The sequence below is a fragment of the Cupriavidus sp. JZ107 genome (assembly GCF_053903255.1).
This window is the reverse complement of record NZ_CP096480.1, coordinates 1,032,565-1,053,925: the sequence shown is the minus strand read 5'-3', so window position 1 is coordinate 1,053,925 and position 21,361 is coordinate 1,032,565. Positions and strand designations below refer to the sequence as shown.

The following is a 21,361-nucleotide window of genomic DNA, read 5'->3' as shown; positions in this document are numbered from 1 at the left end:
CATGGCGAAGTTCCTTTCCTGGCGGGTCACCGCGCTGCGCCACGGCGCCAACGGCAATGTGATAGCCGGACGCCTGCAGGCCGGCGCCACGCTGACGCTCGAAGAGATCGTCACCGGCGGAACGCCGCGCTCGATCACGGCGCCCGCCCCCTACGAGCTGTTCGGCCCCGGCGACGTGCAACGGCTGGCGCCCGGGACGATCACCCGGCGCTATCCGCCGCCGGGCGCGTCCGATGCGGAGAACACCAAGCGCACGCTGGTCGAGTTCAGTCACCCGGATACGCTGGACCTGCCGTGGCGGTATTCGCCCGATCCGCGGCTGCCCGCCGCGATCCGGCCATGGCTGGTACTGGTGGTGGGGCTGCCCACCGACGTCGTGCCCGGCGGCGATGGCCGCGTTACGCTGTCCGCGCAGGCACAAGCCGGCCATCCGCTCGGCGACTCCCACCAGTGGGCTCATGTGCATGAAGTCGACGGCGACTGGTACAGCCGTATCCTCAGTCCGCTGAAGCTCGAACCGCAAACCGCCTACGTCGCCTGCCTGGTACCCGCGTATGTGGTCGAGCCCGACGGCACGCTGCGCGATGCGTGGCCCGTCGCCGCCGGGCAGCCGGTGCGCGTGACCTGCTACGACAGCTGGGGCTTCCGTACCGGCGAAGGCGGCGATTTCCGGGACATCGCCAAGCGGCTGCGCACGCCGGTCGACGGCGAGCTCAAGGAAGACTTCGGCCGCGCGAAGCTGCGATACCAGCGGCGAGGCCCCGCCGCCGCCGGCGAGCCCACGACGGTCGCGCTGCCGATGGGCGGCGCGCTGCAACGGGTCAGCATGGTCGGCGCACCAGGCGATCCCCTCGCGCCCTGGCTCGCCGCGGAAACCGCCGCGCTGACGGCGATGCCGCCGATGCCGCCGGGCCGCTGGCTGCTGACCGCGCCGCGCTACCACGCGCCGTTCACGATGCCGGGCACCAGCCCCGCGGCCGGATGGAGCGAGCAGCTCCATACCGATCCGCGCCATCGCGGCGCGGCCGGTCTCGGCGCATGGGCCGCCATTGCGTGGCAGGACCGCATCGCCAAGGCCGCCGCCACGCGTGCGGGCGATCTGGCGATTGCACGCGAGCGCATCGGCAACGTCGCGCTCGGCGTCGAGGTGTCGCGTTCGCTGTGGTTCCGCCATATGCCGCCCGACCCCGTCGACAAGCTCGCGGTGCTCGGCGCCATGCTCGGCCGGATGCCAGTCAACGCCGAGCAGACAGTGTCGTCGGCGTTGACCGGACGCACGCCCGGCATGGTGCCGGCGATCTGGTCGTCGGCCGCGCGGCGCGCGCTGCGTCCGGGCCCCGCGCGCTCGGTGCTGACGCGCGATGGCGTGATTGCCCATCGCGTGCTGCTCGAGGCGGCCGCCGCCTGCCCGGCGCCGCCCGACGATCCCGATGCGATCTGGCACCGGCCGCGCGGTGACGCCGCCCCCTGGCTGAAGGACGCGGTGCGGCGCGCGTTCGACGACGAGCGCCAGGCCGATGACCTATTCCGGATGCTGATGGACAGCGAAACCACGACGGACCTGAACCGCCTGGCCGCCGCGCTCGATGCGCTGACGCCCGATGCCGATGGCCGCGTCGACCCGGATAAGGTCATTCGGGCCGTGCGGGAACCCGGACAGCGGATCGACGAGCCGGCCGCCGCCCAATGGGTCGACACGCTCGCGGGGAGCCGCCCGCGTTGCCGGCCGGTGGACCTGGACACGCTGGGCCAACGCGTTGCGGACGCCGTCAATCCGTTCGCCGCGCGTCCGCCGGCGGCCGATCGCGTACTGGCCACCCTTGTCGGCATCGACGACATCGGCCCCGTCGAAATCGAGCCCGAGCTGGACCTGCCGCTGTGGCAGTTCCTCAACGAGGCCGCGCCCGACTGGATGCTGCCGGGCATCGGCGACCTGCAACAGGACCGCGTGGTCGGGCTGGCCACGCACGCCGCCTTCGTCGAGGGCGTGCTGGCCGGCGCCAATCATCAGGCGCTGGGCGAGCTGCGCTGGCGCAATGTCCCGATCGCCCCGCGCTGGTCGCCGCTGCGCAAGTTCTGGCAGCGCACCGGCGGCCAGTTCGATATCCATCCGATCCGCCAGTGGCCCGCCGATGCGGCCCTGGGCGCCGCCGCGCTGACGCCGACGCCGCTCGCCAGCGAGGCGGTCGTGCTGTTCAAGACTCCGCTGTTCCGCCGCTATCCCGACACGGTGGTCTATCTGTACAAGGCCGAGGCGGATTGGTCCGTGCCGGACCCGGACGAACCACTGGACGAGTCGCTCAAGCAGTATCCGACGTTCCCCGGCAGGATCGGCCGCGACGTCGCGTTCTTCGCGTTCAACGTGGCGCCCGCGGATCTGGCCAACTATTGGGTCGTACTGGAAGAGCCGCCGGCCGGCTACCGCTTCTACAGCCGGCACGACGATCAGGACCGGCCCATTGGCAGCGTCGCCGATGGCGCCGCCTACGCCCTCGAAACCTTCGCCCGGCCGGTTCGCGTGATGATCGGCAAGCTGGAGCTGGCATGAGCGCCGTCGAGGTGCTGGCCCCGCTGCGGATCGAGACGCGCTTCTACGCGCCGGACGGTGCGCGGCCCGGCTGGCTGCTGCGGCTGCGCGTCTGGCCCGACGAATTCTCGATGGCGCGCCGGCCCATCGCCCCGTCGCCGGCCGAGCTCGATCTCTACGACGACGTGCTGCGCCAGTTCCCCGCCGATGCCGGCATGCAATGGCGCATGCTGGCCGCGCGGCTGGGCGTCGAACGGGCGCTATGGCTGCGACGGACTGTTGCCATCGTGGCCGATCCGAGCCCGAGCACCGATCGCGGCATGGCGCAGCCGCGCGATCCGTTGGCCTGGCCCGACACGCACCAGCCCTTCGGTCTGCCGCCCGCGATCCACGTCTGGTTCGTTCAAGCCGGCCAGGCAGCAACGCCCACGCTGGCCGGTACGATGCGTCCCAAGCGCGAACGGATCGCCGAACAACTGGGCTTGGCCGCCTTCGAAAATCCTGCCGCCACCGGCGAGCTGCCGCAAACGTGGTGGACCTCGTTCGAGGTCGCCATGGACGTCGAACTGGCGATCGAAATCGCCTTTCCCGCCGGCGCGCAGCCGCCCGCGCTCGACGCCATCGTGGTCGCTGGCATCGGCGACGTCTCGCCGGAACCGCTGATCGCGATGCACGCCGCCAGCGGGCGGCTGTCGGTGCTGCGGCCCGGCACGCCGACCAATACGGTGGACGGCGAGGCCACCGCCGAGGTCGCATCCAATGCCGGCGCCGATCCGGCCGCATGGGAAGGCATCGACGATGCGCCGCCAGCCGCGGACAGCGCCTCGGCCGCCGTGATGCAGGCGCTTGCCGGGCCGGATGCGGTACCGATCAAGCTGCAAGGGGGCGACGTTGCCGCAAGCGGATACGACCCGTTGGTCGTGCATGCGTTATGGCCGGTGCTGTGGGGTCATGCGCTGCGCGATGTCGTCGGCGCGGGCGAACAGGAGGCGCGCCTTGCGGAATGGGCCGAGGCCTGGCTGGCGACGCAGGGCCCCTACCCGGCGATCCGCGTCGGCTCACAGCCCTACGGCCTGTTGCCGGCCACCGTACTCGCCGGCTGGACCGGCCAACACATCACGGCGGGACAGATCCGCGCTTGGGCCGGCCCGTGGCGCGATGCGGCCGCCGCCGATGCCGCGGTCTACCCCGGCACCGTGGTGGGCGCCTCCGCGCAGCGGGCGGCGGAACTGCTGGGCGAGGATACGCCCACGCGCCGCTGGGCCGTGCGGCTGGTTTCGCCCTTGCCCGTGGTCAACGCGATCCGTGCGATGCGCGGAATGCCGCCGCTCCAGCCGAGCGCGTGGGAAGACGACACGGCCTCGATCCTGGCCGGCCGCAAGACGCCGCTATCGCCGCTGGGCGCCTTCTCGGAGCAGGCCCCTGTGCCCGCCAGCACGCCCGAAGCCGACAGCGACGACCCGGAAACGCTGCGCCTGCTGCTGGAGGACGACAGCGAGATCTTCCCGCAGCGCTGGGACCACAAGCTGGGCCTGCTGGGACATCTGATCTTCGAAGCGCTGTGCCTGCTGCGCGCGAGCGTCGGCCAGGCGCGTGAGTCGATCGAAACTGGCCAGCCCGTCGACCCGCACGCGCCCTTGCCGATGCAGGCGGGCACCGATGCGCTGGTCAGGCTGGTGCGGCGCGGTTATCCGGGCACGCCGTCGCAGCCGCAACTGGACGATCTGTTCGCCTCTCCGGACGCCGGCGCGCAGCGCGTCGCCAAGCGTTGCCTGCGCGGCATCGAGGCGTTGGTGGCGCTGGTGCAGGCCTATGCCGATGACCCAGACGGCGTCTTCGGGTGCGTGCTGGCCGCGCTGGACACGGCCAGCCATCGCGTCGACCCGTGGGTCACGGGCCTTGCCAGTTCGCGCCTGCGCGAGCTGCAGAACGCACGGGCACCGTGGCGGCTCGGCGTGTACGGCTGGGTCGATGCGCCGGCGCCCTACGATGCCGCCACTCCCGGCCATGGCCTGCCGCCCGGTCCCACCGCCGCCGGCCTGCTGCACGCGCCGTCGCACACGCAGGCGATGACGGCCGCGCTGCTGCGCGATGCGGCGGTCCGCCATCCCGGCGATGCGCGCTGGCGGATCGCCATCGATTCGGCCAAGGTGCGCGCCGCCATGCGGCTTGCCGAGCGGGTTCGGCTCGGCGTGCATCCCTACGAGGCGCTGGGCCTCGAGGTCGAGCGCATCGTCGGCGACTGGGACACCGTGCGCAAGCTGCGCGAGGACTACCCGATGCGCGACACGCATGCGGGCACGCGATGCTGCGACGGGGCGCGCGTGCTGCGGCTGCTGTTCCGGCATCAGGCGGGCGATCCGCCGCCACCGGCGCTGCCGGCCGGCGTGCGGGAAGCCCTGGCCACCTGCGATGCGGCGCTCGACACCTATGCCGATCTGCTGGTGGCCGACGGCGTCCATGCGCTGGTCAGCGGCCATGGCGGCCTGGGCAACGCGGCGATGGAGGCCGCGGCGGGCCTCGGGCCGCCGCCCGAACTGCGCGCGATACGCACGCCGCGGCAGGCCACCAGCGTGCGCGTATCGGCGTGGGCGGTGCTGCCGCCCGGCGATGCGGCGCAAGCAGGCGGCCAGACAGGCGCGCCGCCGGCCGTGCTCGCCGATCCCGCGTTGGCGAGCCTGTTCGACCGGGAGTTGGGCCCGGCAAGCGGCTGGACCTGGACCGTCGGAGCCGATGCGGTAACTCTGGCCGACCTCGGGCTGCATGCGATCGAGGCGCTCGCACTGTCGCCGGCGGAACTGGCGCAGCGCCTGCGCGGCCAGCGCGACGCGTCGCTGCCCCTCGCCTCCGGCACCGGCGCCGGCATGCTGGCCCGCGCCACGCGGCTGGCTGAGCTGCTTGGTGGCGGCGACAGCGATCCACCGATTCCCGGTGCGATCGATGGCCGCGACGACGATGCTGCGCCCGGCTCGCCGCTGCGCGACGCGATGATGGCCGACCTGGCGGGCCGGCTCGGCGTGCTGCGAAACCGGCTGACCTCGCTGCTGGTTTCGCTCGCCGCGCTGGATCTGAACGACCCCGCCGCGGTGACATGGTCGCTGCAGCAATGCCGCGCCTGGGGCGCCGTGCAGGCCGACGACGCCGAGCCGCTGGCCCAGGCGCTCGCCCGCCTGCAGGCACGGCTGACGGCTATGCCGGAAAGCGGCGCCGATGGTGCGGGCGGCCTGCGCGGGCTGCGGCAATCGATCCGTGCCCTGGTTGGCCATCCTCGCCTGCCGGTGCTGCCGCTGGTGCCGTCGCTGGCCGTGGGCCCGTTGCGCGCGGCAATGCGCGACGACGAAGGACGCCCGCGCACCGACCGGGATTGGCTCGAGATCGTCGCCGCCGTGCGCCCGCGTCTGGCGAGCCTCGAAGCCTGGCAGCTCGATCCCGCGACGCAGCCCTGGGGCGCCGCCGTACGGACTGGCGATGGCTCGGGCAATCCGTGGAGCCCGGCGGGACCGGTGGTGGTCGCGTATGGACCCGACCCGGCCGCGCTGGCCGGCAGCCTGGCCCGGGTCGCGATCGCCGGGCTGGACGCCTGGCAGGACGCGATCCCTTCGGCCCGGCACACGACCAGCGCGGCCTTTGGCTTCAACGGCCCGAAGTCGCGCGCGCCGCAGGCGGTGCTGCTGGCGGTGCCGCCGGACCCCAGCCAACGGCTGAACGACGCGGAACTGGTGGCGCTGGTGCTGGAGACGCGGCAGCTGGCGCGCGCCCGCGCCTGCCGTCCGCGGCCGGGCAGCCGGATCGCGACACCGGCGGCGCTGTCCTCCTTGCCGGATATGTTCTGGAGCCATTGGACCTGAGGCCGCCCACCGGCCCGCGACGCCCGCCGATGGCTCCCACCGATCGAGACCGCCATGTCCCTGCATTTCCGCCTCGAACCGCTGAGCCCGCCGACCGACTTCCATCGCGGCCTGCGAGCGCGCGTCGCCGATCCCGTCTGGTTCCTGACGCGGCAATGGCAGCTCGGCGAACTGCAGGGCGAAGACGTGTCGAGCCCGGTCTCGGTGGCGGTCAGCGTCACGCATGAGCCGTTGCGCTATGCGCCGCGCCGCCCCGATCTCGATCCGGCGCGCATACCGGCCGAAGCGCTGGTCGAGGCCGAGCCCGGAGACTGGTGGACCATCGGCCGGCGCATCCGCCTGGGGCGTGCCGCCGCGCCGCTGTTGCCTGCGCTGCCGCCGCAGCGCCTGCAGACCTTGCGCCTCGGTCCGCTGCCCGCGCCCTACGAAGCGCTGTCGGACGAACTGGACGGGCGCGCGATCTTCACCGCGGGACTGCTCGCCGGCCATGCCCTGTGGAACGAGGTGCCATCGCCACCGGCGGACAACTGGTCGTCGCGGCGGCTGACGCACGATGCGCGCTTCAGCGCGGGGACGCGCGCGCTGGAGATTCGCGACCACGATGGCGGCGACGTGGACTGGTACTCCGCCGACGCGGGCGGAACGGTGCTGCGCGCGGACGCCGGCGCGGCTGCCCCGCGGCCTTTATCGCGGCAACTGCTGGTCAGCCGGCTGTCCTACCCGGGCGCGCCGCATCCGCGCTGGTGGCAGATCGAAGACCAGGCCGTGGATCTGGGCGCCTTCTCGCCGGACCGCGCGCATCTGGGCACCGCGCTGCTGCTCGATGTGGCCCTGGCCCATGCCGACGACTGGTTCTGGTTCCCGGTGCCCGAGCCACCGCCGGCGACGAACGGGAAACGACCGCCTTCGTCCGGCATGCTGGTGACGCTGCGCGAGACCGTGGTGCACGACAGCTTTGGCGATATCTGGACGCTGGCGCCGCCGCCGGTGGACGGGCAATACGCTTGGTCGCTGTTTCGCACCACCGGCATGGAAGCCGGCGCGTTGCTGATCTGGCCAGTTGCGGTCGCGCCGCATGCGGGCCCGTGGCTGGACGACGTGTCGCTCGGCATCGACGAGGACGCGAACGTGGCATGGGCGGTGGAACTGCGCGCCGATGGCCGCGTGCTGCTGGCCGACGATACCAGCGAGGCCGCCGCGCGCGAGACCACGCGCACCGGTACGCGGCAGTTCCGCTATCTGCCGATGACGACCCTGCCCGCGCACTGGCATCCGTATCGGCGTACCGGCCCCGACGGCATCCATGGCGACTGGCAACAGGGACTGGTGGCCGATCTCGGCGGCGTGCTGCCGCGCGTGCGGGCGGGTCCGGCATCGCGGCTGATCGGCGGACCGTCGGGGCCCGGCTTCGGGCGCGGCCACGAGATCGCTGCCGAGGCGATTGCCAGCAGCGGCGCATCGCTGCGCCGCCGTGCCCGCCTGGCGCGCGATACCGAGGGCCGCCCGGTGCTGTGGGTCGAGCGCAGCCGCACGCCGCTGGCCGGACCGCCGGTCTCGCATCTGCGCTTCGACGTGATGGCGGAGGATGAGGTGCCCCCGGGAGACGGCGATGGCTGAGGCCTATGTCGACGTGAAGCTGTTCGACGGCTTCGTACTGCCGTACGAGAGCGGCGCCGAGCAGTATCTGGGCGAGCTCAAGCCGTGGTGGGACGAGCTTGCCGCGAGTTATCCCGGGCTGCGGCTCGATCCGGGCTTTCCCGTCGAGCAGATTGGCTTGCTGGCCCATATGGTCGATGCCGGGCGGATGCTGGGCGGCGAGCCGCCCGATCCGTTCGCCTGGTTCGAGGTGCCATGCGAGGCGGCGCAGCTGGAGGCGCTGGTGGGTTTGCTGTATGCCCTGCCCTTCGTGGAATGGGCCGAGCCGCGGATACAGAACTATCCCGCCGCACGCGTCGCTTACGGGACCAACGAGGATGCGCTGGCTTCGAAGCAGCTGCGCGCGGCACCGGTCGGCATCGACGCATGCTTTGCATGGCGCGTGCCCGGTGGCGCGGGAGGCGGCATCCCGCTCGCCGATGTCGAGCATGGCTGGAATCTGCAGCATATCGATCTGGCCAGCGTACCGATCACGCCGTTCTCGATGTTTGGTGCCCCTAACCAGCAAGACATCGACCATGGCACGTCTGCCCTCGGCATCGTGGTCGCAGGCGACAACGGCGGCGGCATCGTCGGTATCGCCCCGCAGGCGCATGCGCATGTCGTGACATCGATGCGGCAGGACGGACAACATCGGCTGGATGCCGCCCTTGCGGTCGCCGGCGATGCAGTGCGGCCCGGCGGCGTCGTGCTGATCGAACTGGGCAGCGCGCGGCCCTGGGCCGGCGATAACGAACCCGGGCTGCCCGTCGAGCTGTCGAGGAAAGTCCAGACCACACTGCAGCTGCTGGGATTCTTTGGCATCACGGTGATCGAGCCCGCGGGAAACACCGGAGAAAACCTGGACATTCATCACGAATGCAACCACTTCCATCCCGCCCATCCCGGTTTCCGCGATTCGCTCGCGATCATGGTCGGCGGTGCCACACAGGATCCACCCGTCGCGGGGGTGCATCAGCCATGGCAACGCGGTTCGACGTTCGGCTCGCGCGTGGACTGCTTCGCTGCGTTCGCGGGCGTGCGCGCCCCGTACGATCATGCCCCCTATCCCTATCGCGAATTCGGCGGCACGTCCGCAGCCTCCGCGGTGATCGCCGGCGTGGTTTGCGCGATTCAAGGCATGCAGGCCGCCAGGGATGGGCAGTGCCTCTCCCCTACTTCCATTCGCGATCTGCTTCGCAACCCTTCCCTTTGCACGCCGGCCGCGTCCGACCCGCCTGGCAATATCGGCGGCATGCCGGACCTGCGCAAGATTGCCGTGCATATGGGCTGGCCGCGCATTCTGCCCGCGCCGGCCGCCGCGGCCATCGCCGGCGACAGCGCGCTGCTGGTGGGGCTTGGCGCCGACGACCGCCTCAGCCTGCGGATCTGGTCGCGCTTGTTCGGCCCAGGGCCCGAACTGCCCCAGCCGGACAGCAAGCCGTTCGCCCTGTCCGATTGTCAGCCTGCTCTGTTGGTCTCGCTCGAGACCGCGCCGCTGCTGCGTACGGTGTTCGAGGTCCTGATCACCGGCGTCGACGGGTCCTTGCGGTACTACTACTGGGACACGCTTGGCAATACCGGCGATATCGCCAGGGAGCGGACAGAACTCGGCAGCCTCGCCCCCGGCTACGACGTGGCGGCTTGCCATCCGTTGTACGAGCTGACGACGGTGGCGGCGATCCAGATGAGCGGCCAGTTGGTGGCGGTGGAGTACGACGCGACCGTCATGGGCAATCACGACTTCTCCGACGCGGTGCAACTCGATTCGTTCAGCACCTACCGCCGTACCCCCGGTCCCGTGATGCTGTCGCGCAAGCCGCGCACCGTCGATGTCGTCGCCATCGACGACGGCGGCGCGCTGCGCTGGATTTCCGGCATCGTTCCCGATGGCGGCACCACGACGTTCTGGCGTGAATCGGTGGCCGCGCAGTGCGATGTGCCGATGGAACCGGGTGTCAAACCCGGCATCGTCGGCACGCTCGATGGCGTCGCCGTAGTGGCCGTCGGCAGCGACGGGTTGCTCTACTGCTGCGGCTTCGGTCTGCAGCCGCTGCTGTTCGAGACGCTGGTGCCGATCGGCCCGGCGCCGGCCTTCGCCGCGGAAGGCCATCTGGGCCTCGCGCTGCTGCACGACGATACGCTGGTGGTGGTTGCCGTCAGCGCCGACGGGCTGCTGCATGCCGCCTTCCGACCGCTGGTACCGGGCGGCGAATGGACGCCATGGCTGGCGATCGATCCTTACACCGCGGTCAGCCCCGCCGGCGGGGCCACCGTCATCACGCAGGGCGGCACCGTGATGGTGTTCGCCGTGCTGCCCGACGGCCGCGTCTGCCGCAGCGACTACACGCCCGAGAGCGGCTGGTCGCCGATCATGGCGGGATGATCGACTGCGACCGCATCAGGGCCGGCGGCAGCTGACGTCGCCCTCCTGACAATCCGTCAGGCGCTTCAGCTCGCCGGTGCGCCACTGCGTCAAGCGCGCCTGGCATAGCTGCACGGCAACGCCGCCAATCGAGCCACCGGCCGTTCGCCCCGTTTCCAGCTCGCAGGCGCGGCGCTGGTATTCGAGAAAACTCTTCTGCGATGCGTTCAACTGCTGCCGCTCCCTGGCGTTCAGCACCTTCGTCAGCTTGCGGTACTCCCGTGCATATTCGGCGTTGGCCGCATCGAAGGTTTCCTGGGCGCAGCTCTGCATCTGCACGGTGGTGACAGCCTGCTCCATGCAGTCCGCGGCATTGGCGAACTGGCATGCGCCGGCTAGAACCGCGAGTGCGGCCGCATGTTTGACGATCATCTCGATTGACCTCCGAGTGGGTGCGGGATGGTGTGTGGGGTGGCTGCCGCATACGGTCGCGATTTACGGTCGCCATTTACGGTCGCCATCGGTCGCCACTTCGCCGACATTATTGCCGCAGACGAAGGGACGGTGCGCTTGCGCCGCCGCTGCGGCTGACGTATGGTTGCGCCTTCAGGGATAACCGAAGCACCGCCTCGAAACCCGCCGAACCCGGCCCGGCATGCAAGCCGTGGCCCCACGTACGACGGGAGGCGATCTTGGACAGGCGCGTCTATCTGCTGACGGCAACGGTATTCCTGCGGGCATCGCCGAAAACATCTGCATCGGCATCCTGCCTTCCATCGCCGGCGATCTTGGCGTTTCGGTGGCATCCGCGGGACAACTGACCACCATCTTCTCGGCCGTCTTTGCGACCGTGGCCTTCCTCTCGTCGGCGCTGCTCGGGCGCGGCGATCGCAGGACGCTGCTGTTGATCGCGCTGGCCGTGTTCGCAACGAGCAATGCGATCGCCGCGGCGAGCCCCAACTACCCTGCCTTGTTCGGCGCGCGCATGCTGATGGCCGGCAGCTGCGCGCTGGTGATCCAGTTGGCGGTCATGCTCGCCACCTCGCTCGCCGGTCCTCATCGGCAAGGCCGTGCCATCGGTATGGTGTTCGTCGGCATCAGCGGATCGCTGGTCCTCGGCGTACCGGCGGGCATGCTGCTCGATCAGTGGGCAGGCTGGCGCGCGGTGTTCGCCACGCTGGCGGCGCTGTCGCTGCTGCCCGGCGCGCTGCTGTGGATGGCCATGCCGCCATCGCCGATGGAGCGGAGCACATCGCTGCGCGCCTATTGGCGCGAGCTCGCCGATCGGCAGGCACTGAGCGCCCAGCTGGTATCGGTGGCGATGATCGGCGGGCATTTCACGCTGTTCGCCTATCTGACGCCCTACCTGCAGGCAAACCTGAGCCGCGACCCCTCGGTACTGACGGCCGCCTACCTGCTGTTCGGCGTGGCCGGCGTCGTCGGTGCCTGGCTCGGGGGTTGGTGTTCGGACCGGCTCGGCAGTACGCGCGCGTTGATCGCATGCCCCGCCGCGTTCAGCATCGCCATGGCGGCGCTGCCGCCCGCCGCGGCTTCGCCCTGGCTGCTGCTGCCGGCGATAGTCGTGTGGGGCGCGATCAGCTGGTCGATCTCGCCCATCGTGCAGAATTTCCTGGTGCAGACGGCCCCCGGCAACGCCGATATCCGCGTCGGTATCAATGTCGCGGCAATGCATGCCGGCGTGGCCGTGGGCGCCGCGGCAGGCGGCGTCATCGTCGACCGGGGCGAACTGCTGAATGCGCCGTGGGCGGGCAGCATGCTGGTCGTGCTGGCGTTCGCCTTTGCGGTGGCGGCCGTACGGATTCACGCAGGCGCAGGCCGCGCGTCCGAAGCACGCACACCTGCGATCCGTGCGGACGGACCGCCTGCGCCCCTATCGCGTCGTCCCCAGCGCGCCGCCGTATTGCGCGGCGCCCTGCTGCCGCGAGACCAGCCGCGCGGGCACCAGCAGCGTCAGCACCGCACCGGCGACCAGGCAGCCGGCCAGCAGATACATGCCGGCATTGGTGCTCTGCGTCAGATCCTTCAGCCAGCCCACGGCATAGGGACTGATAAAGCCGGCCAGATTGCCCAGCGAATTGATCATCGCGATGCCGGCAGCCGCGCCGGTGCCGGCCAGGAAAGCGGTCGGCAGGCTCCAGAACAGCGGCAGCGTGGTCATGATGCCGATCGTCGCCAGCGTCAGGCCAACCATCGCCAGCACCGTGCGGTCGTGCCACAGCACCGACAGCACCAGCCCGATGGCACCGGCGATGGCCGGAATGGCGATGTGCCAGCGGCGTTCGCCGGTGCGGTCCGCGCTGCGCGCCACCAGCACCATGCCGAGCACGGCGACACCGTAAGGAATGGCGGTCAGCAGGCCGATGTCCAGCGCGCCCTTGACGCCGGTCTGGCGGATGATGGTCGGCAGCCAGAAGCTGATGCCGTACAGCCCCATCACGAAGCTGAAGTAGATCGCGCTCATCATCCAGACGCGCGGGCTCGACAGCACGCGCCGAATCGGCATGTCCTCCTTGTGCGCCGTTTCCGCGGCGATGTTGCGCTCGAGCACGGCCTTTTCCTCGGCGGTCAGCCACTTGGCATGGCTGATCCGATCGTCGAGGAAGGCCAGCACCCACAGTCCGACCAGCACCGACGGAATGCCTTCGAGCAGGAACATCCATTGCCAGCCGGCCCAGCCGTTGTGGCCATCGAACGTCTGCATGATCCAGCCGGACAGCGGGCCGCCGATCACCCCTGACAGCGCGACCGCGGTCATGAACCACGTGGTCGTGCGCCCGCGCCGTTCGGCGGGATACCAGTAGGTCAGGTACAGGATGATGCCGGGGAAGAAGCCGGCTTCTGCAACGCCCAGCAGGAAACGCAGCACGTAGAACATCGTCGGCGTGGTGACGAACATCATCGCCGCCGAGATCAGGCCCCACGTGATCATGATCCGCGCGATCCAGACCCGCGCGCCGACCTTGTGCAGGATCACGTTGCTCGGCACTTCGAACAGGAAGTAGCCGATAAAGAAGACGCCGGCGCCGAGCCCATAGACCGTTTCGCTGAATTTCAGGTCGTTGAGCATCTGCAGCTTGGCGAAGCCGACATTGACGCGATCCAGATACGCGACCACATAGCACAGCAACAGAAAGGGAACGAGGCGCCAGCTGACCTTGCGGTAGATCGCGTCTTCGAATCCAGCATTCGTGGAACTCATGGCTGTCTCCTGATGGTTGTCATGCTTGACGGGGGTGGCGACGGTGATGCCGCCATTGGCGATGCAAGCGGGCCGCCTCGTGGGCGGCCCGTGCGGTGTGCGAAGCGGTCAGACGCAGCGGCCGCCGTCCACTTCGATGCAGGTGCCGGTGACAAAGGCCGCTTCGTCCGACGCGAGGTAGAGGCAGGCCGCCGCGATATCGGCGGGGGTGGACATGCGGCCCATCGGAATCGTGGCGAGGAAGGACGCGCGATTCTCGGGTGTGTCGGGCTTGCCCATGAACTGTTCGAGCAGGCCGGTGGCGCCGATCACCGGATTGACGCAATTGACGCGGATATTGTCCGGGCCGAGCTCGGCGGCCATCGCCTTGCTGGCGGTCACCACGGCGCCCTTGCTGGCGTTGTACCAGACCAGCCCGGGGCGCGGCCGGATCGCCGCGGTCGACGCGATATTGACGAACACGCCGCCGCCGCGCTGGCGAAAATGCGGAATGAAATGGCGCGCGGTCCAATACACGCTTTTGACGTTGACGGCCTGCACGCGATCGAATTCGTCTTCGGTGATTTCCAGAATGGGTTTGTTGCGATGCGTGGTGCCGGCATTGTTGACGACGATGCCGACATCGCCGAATGCGGCCAGCGCGACCTCGCGCATCGCCTCGACATCGCTGCCCTTCGAGACGTCGGCGCGCACGGCACGGGCCTGACCGCCGGCCTGCTCGATCGACTGCGCCACTTCCGTAGCCTTGGCCTCGTCGATATCGGCCACCACCACGCGCGCGCCTTCCCGCGCAAACAGATTGGCGATGCCTTCGCCAAAGCCCGAACCACCACCGGTCACCACCGCCACTTTGCCCGCGAGTCTCATCGTTGTCTCCATCGTTATGCTGCGGCTACATGGCGGGACATTTTAGCTTCGCTTTGCGATCGGGGTGGCGTCCGGTGAAATATTGCCTAATTCCCTTTCGCTGCCGCCCGATCCAGCACCACGAAATATTTCCGCACCGGCTCGATCACCTCGAATACGCCTTCGAATCCGGCGGGAATCACGCAGGCATCGCCGGGACCGAATTCGCGCGCCTCACCCGCGGCATCGCTGATGCGCAGGCGGCCGCTAATCACATGGAAGAATTCTTCCTTGCCCTGTGGGAACGCAATACGCCACGCCCCGGGCTCGCAGGCCCAGATGCCGCAATCGAAATCGCCATGCGTCGCGCTGTAATGCGTCCACGTGGTGCGATCCGGATTGCCACGCACCAGGCGGTCGGGACGCGGATTGTCATGCGCGGGAATGGGCTCGGTACGAAAGTCGATCAGCTTGGTCATGGGTACCACGGTGTTGTCGTATGGGATGGTGTCATCCGCAGTGGTCTTGTTGGCAATGGCGTTATCCGCCCGCGCCGGTCCAGCGCAACTCGCTCAGGTAGTCGTGGCCATCGGTAGCCATCCAGGTGCGCCGGAATTCGACCGGGGCGCCTTGCAGATCGAATGCCACGCGAATCGCCAGCAATACCGGATGTCCGGCCGGCAAACCGAATGGATCGGCCATGCTTTGCGGCAATACGCGCGCCTGCAGTCGATCCTCGACGCGGCTGATCGATACGCCGCACTGCTGCTCCAGAAACGAATAGACCAGATGCGCGGCGGCGCCGTCCTCGCCCCACTCCCGAGCGCCGACGCGGGCAAAAGGGAACGCAATGGTTTCGAGCACCAGCGGCTTGCCGTCGATGTCCCGGCGGCGCCGCAGCCGGTAGACCATCGCATCGTCCTGCAGCCTCAGCGCCGCCCTTTCCTCTTCGTCGGCGCTGGCCCGTTCGCGGCTCAGGATGGTATCGACCGGCAGCCGCCGCGCGCCATCGGCGCGATCGACCAGGCGAAAGAAGCTGGTGAAGGCACGCTCGTCGGTGGCGCGCGCGACGAAGGTGCCGCGGCCGCGATGACGCGTGACCAGGCCCTGGCCGCTGAGGACATCGAACGCCTTGCGCACGGTGCCGACGCTGACTTTCAGCTCACGCGCGAGCGCCTCTTCGCCGGGCAGCAATTGGCCGGGCAGCCATTCCCCTCCGATGATGCGTTCGCGGATATGCCGGGCAAGACGAACAAAGGCCGGGCTCAGATCGATGGCGGTCATCCGCGAATTCTATATAGAACATAGAAATAACACTACAGAATTTGATTCCCAACGGTTTATCGAGTCCCTACAGTCACCATCGATCTGCATCCGCAATGGCATCGGCGATGGCATAGCGAATTCACCGCCGATTTCGCCCCCGTATCGATGCAGCGCCAATAACCGGCCGCGACCATGCGCAAGGCCGGAACGACCGAGGAGACATCCCATGAACCGTCCTTCCACCGCCGCGCGCCTGCTTGGCGCGCTGACGCTGGCCGCGGCCTGCGGCGCCGCCATCGCGCAGACCGCGTATCCGACCCGCCCCGTGACCATCGTCGTGCCGTACTCCCCTGGCGGCACCACCGATATCGTCGCGCGGCTGGCCGCGCAGTATCTGTCCGAGTCGCTGGGCAAGAGCTTCGTGGTGGACAACCGCCCAGGCGCCAGCGGCACCATCGCCGCCGGCATGGTGGCCAAGGCCGCGCCCGACGGCTATACGCTGCTGGCCAACGAGGTCGGCCAGACGGCGACGCCGGCGCTGTTCTCGAACCTGAAGTACGACCCGGTCAAGGACCTGACGCCGGTCACGCTGATCGCGGAAACGCCGGTAGTGCTGGCCGTCACGCCGTCGCTGCCGGTACGCACGCTCAAGGACCTGCTGACCTACGGCAAGGCGCATCCGAATGCGCTGAACTACGGCTCCGGCGGCGCCGGCAGCGGCCCGCATATCGCCGGCGAGCTGTTCAAGCAGGTATCGGGCATTCCGGTCACGCATGTCCCCTACAAGGGATCGGGCCCGGCGATCACGGACCTGATGGCCGGGCAGATCCAGATGCTCAGCTCGGCCGCGCCCACCATCGCGCCGCACGTGGTCAGCGGCAAGATCCGCGCGCTGGCCGTGGCGGGACCGCGCCGCGTCCCGACGCTGCCCGATGTGCCGACCGCCGCAGAGGCCGGCCTGCCGGGCTTCCAGTTCAGCATCTGGTTCGGACTGGCCGCGCCGCATGGCACGCCGCCCGAGATCGTCAACAAGCTCAATGCCGAACTGCAGAAGATGCTGCAGCAGCCCGCGATCCGCGAAAAGCTGTCGGCCGCGGGTGCCGATCCGGTCGGTGCCGGTCCGGAAGCGTTCGGCAAGCGCATTGCCAGCGAAACCCGCCGCTGGGGCGACCTGATCCGCCAGTCGGGCATCAAGCTCGATTGATCGAACCCATCGAATTGCCATGAACAAGCCCATCCATCGCATTACCTCCGTCGAAGCCCTGCATGTCGGGCAATTCCTCTATGCCCGCATCCGTACCGAGGCCGGCCTGACCGGCTATGGCGAGGCCGGTTCCTGGGGCCATATCGAGGCCGCCAAGGCCGCGCTCGAGAAATTCGGCCAGTACCTGATCGGCAAGGACGCGAACGAGATCGAGCTGCACTGGAACGTGATGCAGCGCTTCTCGCATTTTCGTGGCACCGCCGTCAACGCCGCGGTATCGGCCATCGATATCGCGCTGTGGGACCTGCTCGGCAAGCGGCTGCAGGCACCGGTCTGGCAATTGCTGGGCGGCGGCTATCGCGACAAGCTGCGCGTCTACGGCCATGTCTATGCCGAAACGCTGGACGAGGTGCTGGCCGATTGCCGCCGCCTGCGCGCGGAAGGCTTTACCGCGGTCGGGCATATCAACCCCTTCCTCGACGAACCGGAGGGCGACGCCTATTTCCGCTCGCATGCCGGCAAGGTACGCGACGCCAGGGAACGCGTGATGGCGTTTCGCGAGGCGGTCGGTCCGGATGTCGATCTGCTGATCGAGATGCATCGGCGCCTGAGCCCGGCCGAGGCCATCGCCATCGGGCAAGTCCTCGAGCCGCTGACGCCGATGTGGCTGGAGGACCCGCTTCGGCCCGAGTTCTATCCGCAGATGACGACGGTCGGCCATGCCATCCGCGTGCCGATCGCCACCGGCGAGCGCTTCTGCACGCCGGCCGAGTTCCATCTGCAGCTGGCCGGCGGCGGCGTGCGTTTCGCGCGGACCTCGGTCTGCGTCTGCGGCGGCATCACCGGCGCGAAGAAAATCGCCGCGCTGGCGGAGGCGCAGAACGTCGATATCGCCCCGCACAATCCACTGTCGCCGATCAGCCTGGCCGCCTGCATGCAGGTCGCCGCGGCGGTGCCGAACTTCGCGATCCAGGAATATCCGACCGGCTTCGAGAACCTGGTACTGAAATCTGGCCAGAAGCTGCTGGGCGCCGATCTGGTCAAGCGCTATCCGGTACCGGAGAACGGCTTTATCGCAGTGCCGGACGCGCCGGGCATCGGCATCGAACTGGTCGACGATGTCGAGCAACGGCGCGCGCCGCTGTATCGGCCGGTGTCGATGCGGCGGACCATCGATGGCGCGCCGCTCGATCAATAGGAACGCCAGCCCCTTCTGCGCCGCGTTCTACGCCTGCTCGCCGACCTGGCTCTCCAGCTCGGCGAGCCGCTTCCTCAGCGCTCGCTCCTGCTGGAAGCGGACGGTCTCGTCGCGGATCACCGCGACGATCCCCGTCACGGTACCCGCCGCGTCCTTCAGCAGCGCGACGGTGAAGGCGATCGACATGGCCTTGCCGTCCTTGTCGATCGCCGGCACCTTCAGCAGCTCGCTGCCGTAGCGCGTGATGCCGGTGGCCATCGTCTTGTCGTAGCCCTGCCAATGCCGCGCGCGCAGCCGCTCGGGAATGATCAGGTCGAGCGACTGGCCCAGTGCCTCGGCCTCGGTATAGCCGAACATCCGCTGCGCCGCGGGATTCCACAGCGTAATGGCGCCGCGGGCATCGGCGATCACGATGGCATCGCCGATGGCGGCCACCAGTTGCGCATAGTCGATCGGTTCCGGCATGGGGATCTCCTCGTTGTCGTCGTTGTCATTGTCGTCGTTGTCATTGTTGTCGTTGTCTTTGCCCCCCGCGCGTTCGGTGCGCCGGGTACTGGACCGACGGTAGCCCGATCCGCGCCGGCCCGCAATGGATGCCGCGCTGCCAGCGTGGAGAATCGCATTCGCCGCGGTACTGAGCGCCTTTCGATGATTTCGCTTGGGAATCAATCGGGCACCATTTAAGATGCCGCCCTGAGTCAGGCCGGAGAAGCCATTGGCGCGGCCTTTTTGTCGATCCGTCATCGATTCGCCATTGCCAAACAGAATGCTGCGAGCGCGCATCCCCCTTTATCTGACGTTCCTGATCGCCATGCTGATCACTGTCCCGGCGAGCGCGAGGCCCGCGAAACTTGACGCCCGCCTGCAGGCCGCGGCCGCCAAGGGCGATGCCGCCGAGATTGCGCTGCTGCTCAAGCAAGGGGCGAACCTCGAGGCCCGGGACGACAGCGGCGCCACGCCGCTGCTGATCGCGACCCGCCGCAACCATATCGACGCCGCCAGGGTACTGATCGACGCCGGCGCCAACGTCAATGCCAAGGACCGCATCCAGGACAGCGCCTATCTGTATGCCGGCGCGCGCGGCTACAACGAGATCCTGAAGATGACGCTGACGCATGGCGCCGACCTGAAGAGCACCAATCGGTATGGCGGCACGGCGCTGATTCCCGCGGCCGAGCGCGGGCATGTGCAGACCGTCCGCATCCTGATCGCCGCCGGCGTCGACGTCAATCACATCAACCGGCTGCATTGGACGGCCTTGCTCGAGGCCATCCTTCTCGGCGATGGCGGACCGAGCCACACCGAGATCGTCCGCCTGCTGGTCGACGCCAAGGCCGATGTCAACATCCCCGACGGCAAGGGCGTGACCGCGCTGCAGCATGCCCGCCAGCGCGGTTATCGCGATATCGAGCGAATCCTGGTCAAGGCGGGCGCGCGGCAATAGCACCCCGGCCCGACATCCCGCGCTAGCGCTGCATGCCCCAGCGCCGCACCGTGGCCGCCTCCAGCGTGCGGAACACCAGCCCTTCGACCAGCAGGCCGATCAGGATCACCATCGCCAGGCCCGCGAACACGCGGTCGGTATAGAGCTCGTTGCGGTTCTGGAAGATGTACCAGCCCAGGCCGCCCTTGCCCGACGACGCGCCAAACACCAGCTCGGCCGCGATCAGCGTGCGCCAGGCGAAGGCCCAGCCAATCTTCAGGCCCGACACAATGGCCGGCAGCGCGGCCGGCACCAGGATCAGCAGCACATAGCGCAGCCCGAGCAGGCCATAGTTGCGTCCCGTCATGCGCAAGGTCTCCGGCACGCCACGAAAACCCGCATAGGTGTTCAGCGCCAACGGCCACAGCACCGAGTGGATCAGCACGAAGATCAGGCTGCCGCTGCCCAGGCCGAACCACAGCAGCGCGAGCGGCAGCAAGGCGATCGCCGGCAAGGGGTTGAACATCGCGGTCAGCGTATCGAGCAGGTCGCGCCCGACCGTCGTGGAGACCGCCAGCGTGGTCAGCACGAAGGCGAGCGCAATGCCGGCGGCATAGCCTTGCAGCAGGATCGTCAGCGAGATCGCGGCCTTGCTCAGCAGCTCGCCGGTGGTCAGGCCCTCGACGAAGGCCTGGGCGGTCGCCACGAAGGACGGCAGCAGCAGATCATTGTTCTGCAGCCGGGCGACGGTCTCCCACAGCGCCGCCAGTACCAGAAGGATCACGGCGCGACGCAATCCGCTGTTCTGCCACAGCCGCTGGCGCAGCGGCAGCGCCCGCGCAACCGCGGTGGCGGTGAAGGGTTCGAGCTCGCGTTCGTACTCAGGCCGCAGCGGCGGCAGGGACTGCGTTGTCGTAGTGGCGATGGTCGTCATGGCTGTCCCCTTCAGCGTGCCCGCGCGGTACGCGGCGGGATGTCGGCGGCGTCCGCGATGTCAGTGTCGGCGGCGGCGTCCGGCCCCGGCGTATCGAACAGCAGCCGATGGATGCGCTGCGCGGTCTGCTGGAAGGCCGCGCTGCCCTGGCTGTGCAGATCGAACTGGTGGCTGTTCAGCTCGGCGCGTACGCGCCCCGGATGCGGCGACAGCAGCAGGATGCGGTTGCCGACGACCAGTGCCTCCTCGATCGAATGCGTGACGAACAGCAACGTGAAGGCCGCGTCCTGCCACAGCGCAAGCAGTTCCTCCTGCATTCGCCGGCGGGTCAGCGCGTCGAGCGCCGCGAACGGTTCGTCCATCAGCAGCACCTTGGGCCGCAGCGCGAGCGCCCTGGCAATCGCCACGCGCTGCTTCATGCCGCCGGACAACGTATGCGGATACGCGTCCGCGAAGTTGGACAGGCCCACCTTGTCCAGATAGTGCAGCGCCACGTCGGCCGCTTCCGCACGGCGCAGCCCGCGCGCCTGCATTAGCGGGAAAATCACGTTCTGCTTGACCGTCTTCCACGGCGGCAGCTGGTCGAATTCCTGGAACACGACGATACGATCCGGCCCCGGCGCGCGCACGCGTTCGCCATCGAGCCGGATCTCGCCCTCGATCGGCGGGACGAACCCCGCCACCGCCTTCAGCAGCGTCGACTTGCCGCAGCCCGAGGGGCCAAGCAGCACGAAGCGGTCGCCGGCGTGCACATCGAAGCTGACGCGGTGCGTGGCGCGCACCACGCGCTCCGGCGTCCGATACTCGAGCGAGACGTCGTCGATCTGCAGCAGGGGGCCGCGTTGGCCGGCGGCGCCGACCACGCGCAACGGTTGCGAGACGGTGGCGGTCATGA

The 21,361-nt window shown here is 69.1% G+C and carries 15 protein-coding genes and 1 pseudogene; 8 read left to right on the top strand and 8 right to left on the bottom strand.

Annotated elements, in window-relative coordinates:
* Position 1: 1 nt before the first annotated feature.
* Genes M1D55_RS04450 through M1D55_RS04435 form a run of 4 tightly spaced genes read left to right on the top strand, consistent with a single transcriptional unit; the run spans position 2 to position 10,396 of the window.
* Positions 2-2,548, top strand: a complete 2,547-nt coding sequence (locus M1D55_RS04450) for a hypothetical protein (protein ID WP_456281243.1) — start codon at positions 2-4, stop codon at positions 2,546-2,548.
* Positions 2,545-6,375, top strand: a complete 3,831-nt coding sequence (locus M1D55_RS04445; RefSeq protein WP_456281242.1) for a hypothetical protein — start codon at positions 2,545-2,547, stop codon at positions 6,373-6,375. Before M1D55_RS04450 ends, M1D55_RS04445 begins: the two co-directional genes overlap by 4 nt.
* A 54-nt stretch (positions 6,376-6,429) precedes the next feature.
* Positions 6,430-7,992: a hypothetical protein gene (locus tag M1D55_RS04440; RefSeq protein ID WP_456281241.1), complete on the top strand. Its 1,563-nt coding sequence runs from the start codon at positions 6,430-6,432 to the stop codon at positions 7,990-7,992.
* Positions 7,985-10,396, top strand: a complete 2,412-nt coding sequence (locus M1D55_RS04435; protein WP_456281240.1) for a S8 family serine peptidase — start codon at positions 7,985-7,987, stop codon at positions 10,394-10,396. Before M1D55_RS04440 ends, M1D55_RS04435 begins: the two co-directional genes overlap by 8 nt.
* A gap of 15 nt (positions 10,397-10,411) precedes the next feature.
* Here the strand turns inward: M1D55_RS04435 and M1D55_RS04430 are convergent, their stop codons facing one another.
* Complete coding sequence (locus tag M1D55_RS04430) at positions 10,412-10,807, bottom strand: lysozyme inhibitor LprI family protein (protein WP_456281239.1); 396 nt, start codon at positions 10,805-10,807, stop codon at positions 10,412-10,414.
* A 223-nt stretch (positions 10,808-11,030) separates the two neighbouring features.
* Here M1D55_RS04430 and M1D55_RS04425 point away from each other — a divergent pair.
* A pseudogene (locus M1D55_RS04425) lies at positions 11,031-11,966 on the top strand (MFS transporter); the annotation flags it as partial.
* Positions 11,967-12,266: 300 nt separating this feature from the next.
* Here M1D55_RS04425 and M1D55_RS04420 read toward each other — a convergent pair.
* The 4 genes from M1D55_RS04420 to M1D55_RS04405 all read right to left on the bottom strand — a co-directional run bounded on the left by M1D55_RS04420 (position 12,267) and on the right by M1D55_RS04405 (position 15,725).
* Positions 12,267-13,595 (bottom strand): MFS transporter, encoded by a 1,329-nt coding sequence (locus M1D55_RS04420; RefSeq protein ID WP_151022544.1) that lies wholly within the window; start codon positions 13,593-13,595, stop codon positions 12,267-12,269.
* A gap of 108 nt (positions 13,596-13,703) precedes the next feature.
* Positions 13,704-14,462 carry a glucose 1-dehydrogenase gene (locus M1D55_RS04415; RefSeq protein ID WP_064575370.1) on the bottom strand — a complete coding sequence of 253 codons (759 nt, stop codon included), beginning with the start codon at positions 14,460-14,462 and terminating at the stop codon, positions 13,704-13,706.
* An 86-nt stretch (positions 14,463-14,548) separates the two neighbouring features.
* The gene (locus M1D55_RS04410; protein WP_456281238.1) at positions 14,549-14,920 is read right to left on the bottom strand and encodes a cupin domain-containing protein; all 372 of its coding nucleotides are present in this window, start codon (positions 14,918-14,920) and stop codon (positions 14,549-14,551) included.
* 61 nt (positions 14,921-14,981) lie between these two features.
* Positions 14,982-15,725, bottom strand: coding sequence for a GntR family transcriptional regulator (locus M1D55_RS04405; RefSeq protein WP_006577630.1), 744 nt, complete (start codon positions 15,723-15,725; stop codon positions 14,982-14,984).
* A 208-nt stretch (positions 15,726-15,933) separates the two neighbouring features.
* Between M1D55_RS04405 and M1D55_RS04400 the strand changes: the two genes are divergently transcribed.
* Together M1D55_RS04400 and M1D55_RS04395 are read left to right on the top strand one after the other, a co-directional pair.
* The gene (locus tag M1D55_RS04400) at positions 15,934-16,911 is read left to right on the top strand and encodes a Bug family tripartite tricarboxylate transporter substrate binding protein (protein WP_456281237.1); all 978 of its coding nucleotides are present in this window, start codon (positions 15,934-15,936) and stop codon (positions 16,909-16,911) included.
* Between the two features lie 19 nt (positions 16,912-16,930).
* Complete coding sequence (locus M1D55_RS04395) at positions 16,931-18,109, top strand: mandelate racemase/muconate lactonizing enzyme family protein (RefSeq protein WP_456281236.1); 1,179 nt, start codon at positions 16,931-16,933, stop codon at positions 18,107-18,109.
* A gap of 27 nt (positions 18,110-18,136) precedes the next feature.
* Here the strand turns inward: M1D55_RS04395 and M1D55_RS04390 are convergent, their stop codons facing one another.
* Positions 18,137-18,574, bottom strand: a complete 438-nt coding sequence (locus M1D55_RS04390; RefSeq protein ID WP_456281304.1) for a PAS domain-containing protein — start codon at positions 18,572-18,574, stop codon at positions 18,137-18,139.
* A 301-nt stretch (positions 18,575-18,875) separates the two neighbouring features.
* On the opposite strand from M1D55_RS04390, the gene M1D55_RS04385 reads away from it, so the two are divergent.
* Positions 18,876-19,553 carry an ankyrin repeat domain-containing protein gene (locus M1D55_RS04385; protein WP_456281235.1) on the top strand — a complete coding sequence of 226 codons (678 nt, stop codon included), beginning with the start codon at positions 18,876-18,878 and terminating at the stop codon, positions 19,551-19,553.
* A 22-nt stretch (positions 19,554-19,575) separates the two neighbouring features.
* Here M1D55_RS04385 and M1D55_RS04380 read toward each other — a convergent pair whose 3' ends face one another.
* Positions 19,576-20,466 (bottom strand): ABC transporter permease, encoded by an 891-nt coding sequence (locus tag M1D55_RS04380; RefSeq protein WP_456281234.1) that lies wholly within the window; start codon positions 20,464-20,466, stop codon positions 19,576-19,578.
* A gap of 11 nt (positions 20,467-20,477) precedes the next feature.
* Positions 20,478-21,359, bottom strand: a complete 882-nt coding sequence (locus M1D55_RS04375; protein WP_456281233.1) for an ABC transporter ATP-binding protein — start codon at positions 21,357-21,359, stop codon at positions 20,478-20,480.
* Positions 21,360-21,361: the final 2 nt, after the last annotated feature.

Excerpts from the sequence above, each read along its gene's own strand:
- M1D55_RS04430 (WP_456281239.1), bottom strand. The coding sequence starts at position 10,807 with ATGATCGTCAAACATGCGGCCGCACTCGCGGTTCTAGCCGGCGCATGC.
- M1D55_RS04440 (WP_456281241.1), top strand. The coding sequence starts at position 6,430 with ATGTCCCTGCATTTCCGCCTCGAACCGCTGAGCCCGCCGACCGACTTC.
- M1D55_RS04410 (WP_456281238.1), bottom strand. The coding sequence starts at position 14,920 with ATGACCAAGCTGATCGACTTTCGTACCGAGCCCATTCCCGCGCATGAC.
- M1D55_RS04390 (WP_456281304.1), bottom strand. The coding sequence starts at position 18,574 with ATGCCGGAACCGATCGACTATGCGCAACTGGTGGCCGCCATCGGCGAT.
- M1D55_RS04450 (WP_456281243.1), top strand. The coding sequence starts at position 2 with ATGGCGAAGTTCCTTTCCTGGCGGGTCACCGCGCTGCGCCACGGCGCC.
- M1D55_RS04435 (WP_456281240.1), top strand. The coding sequence starts at position 7,985 with ATGGCTGAGGCCTATGTCGACGTGAAGCTGTTCGACGGCTTCGTACTG.
- M1D55_RS04415 (WP_064575370.1), bottom strand. The coding sequence starts at position 14,462 with ATGAGACTCGCGGGCAAAGTGGCGGTGGTGACCGGTGGTGGTTCGGGC.
- M1D55_RS04445 (WP_456281242.1), top strand. The coding sequence starts at position 2,545 with ATGAGCGCCGTCGAGGTGCTGGCCCCGCTGCGGATCGAGACGCGCTTC.
- M1D55_RS04420 (WP_151022544.1), bottom strand. The coding sequence starts at position 13,595 with ATGAGTTCCACGAATGCTGGATTCGAAGACGCGATCTACCGCAAGGTC.
- M1D55_RS04375 (WP_456281233.1), bottom strand. The coding sequence starts at position 21,359 with ATGACCGCCACCGTCTCGCAACCGTTGCGCGTGGTCGGCGCCGCCGGC.
- M1D55_RS04405 (WP_006577630.1), bottom strand. The coding sequence starts at position 15,725 with ATGACCGCCATCGATCTGAGCCCGGCCTTTGTTCGTCTTGCCCGGCAT.
- M1D55_RS04400 (WP_456281237.1), top strand. The coding sequence starts at position 15,934 with ATGAACCGTCCTTCCACCGCCGCGCGCCTGCTTGGCGCGCTGACGCTG.
- M1D55_RS04395 (WP_456281236.1), top strand. The coding sequence starts at position 16,931 with ATGAACAAGCCCATCCATCGCATTACCTCCGTCGAAGCCCTGCATGTC.
- M1D55_RS04385 (WP_456281235.1), top strand. The coding sequence starts at position 18,876 with ATGCTGCGAGCGCGCATCCCCCTTTATCTGACGTTCCTGATCGCCATG.
- M1D55_RS04380 (WP_456281234.1), bottom strand. The coding sequence starts at position 20,466 with ATGACGACCATCGCCACTACGACAACGCAGTCCCTGCCGCCGCTGCGG.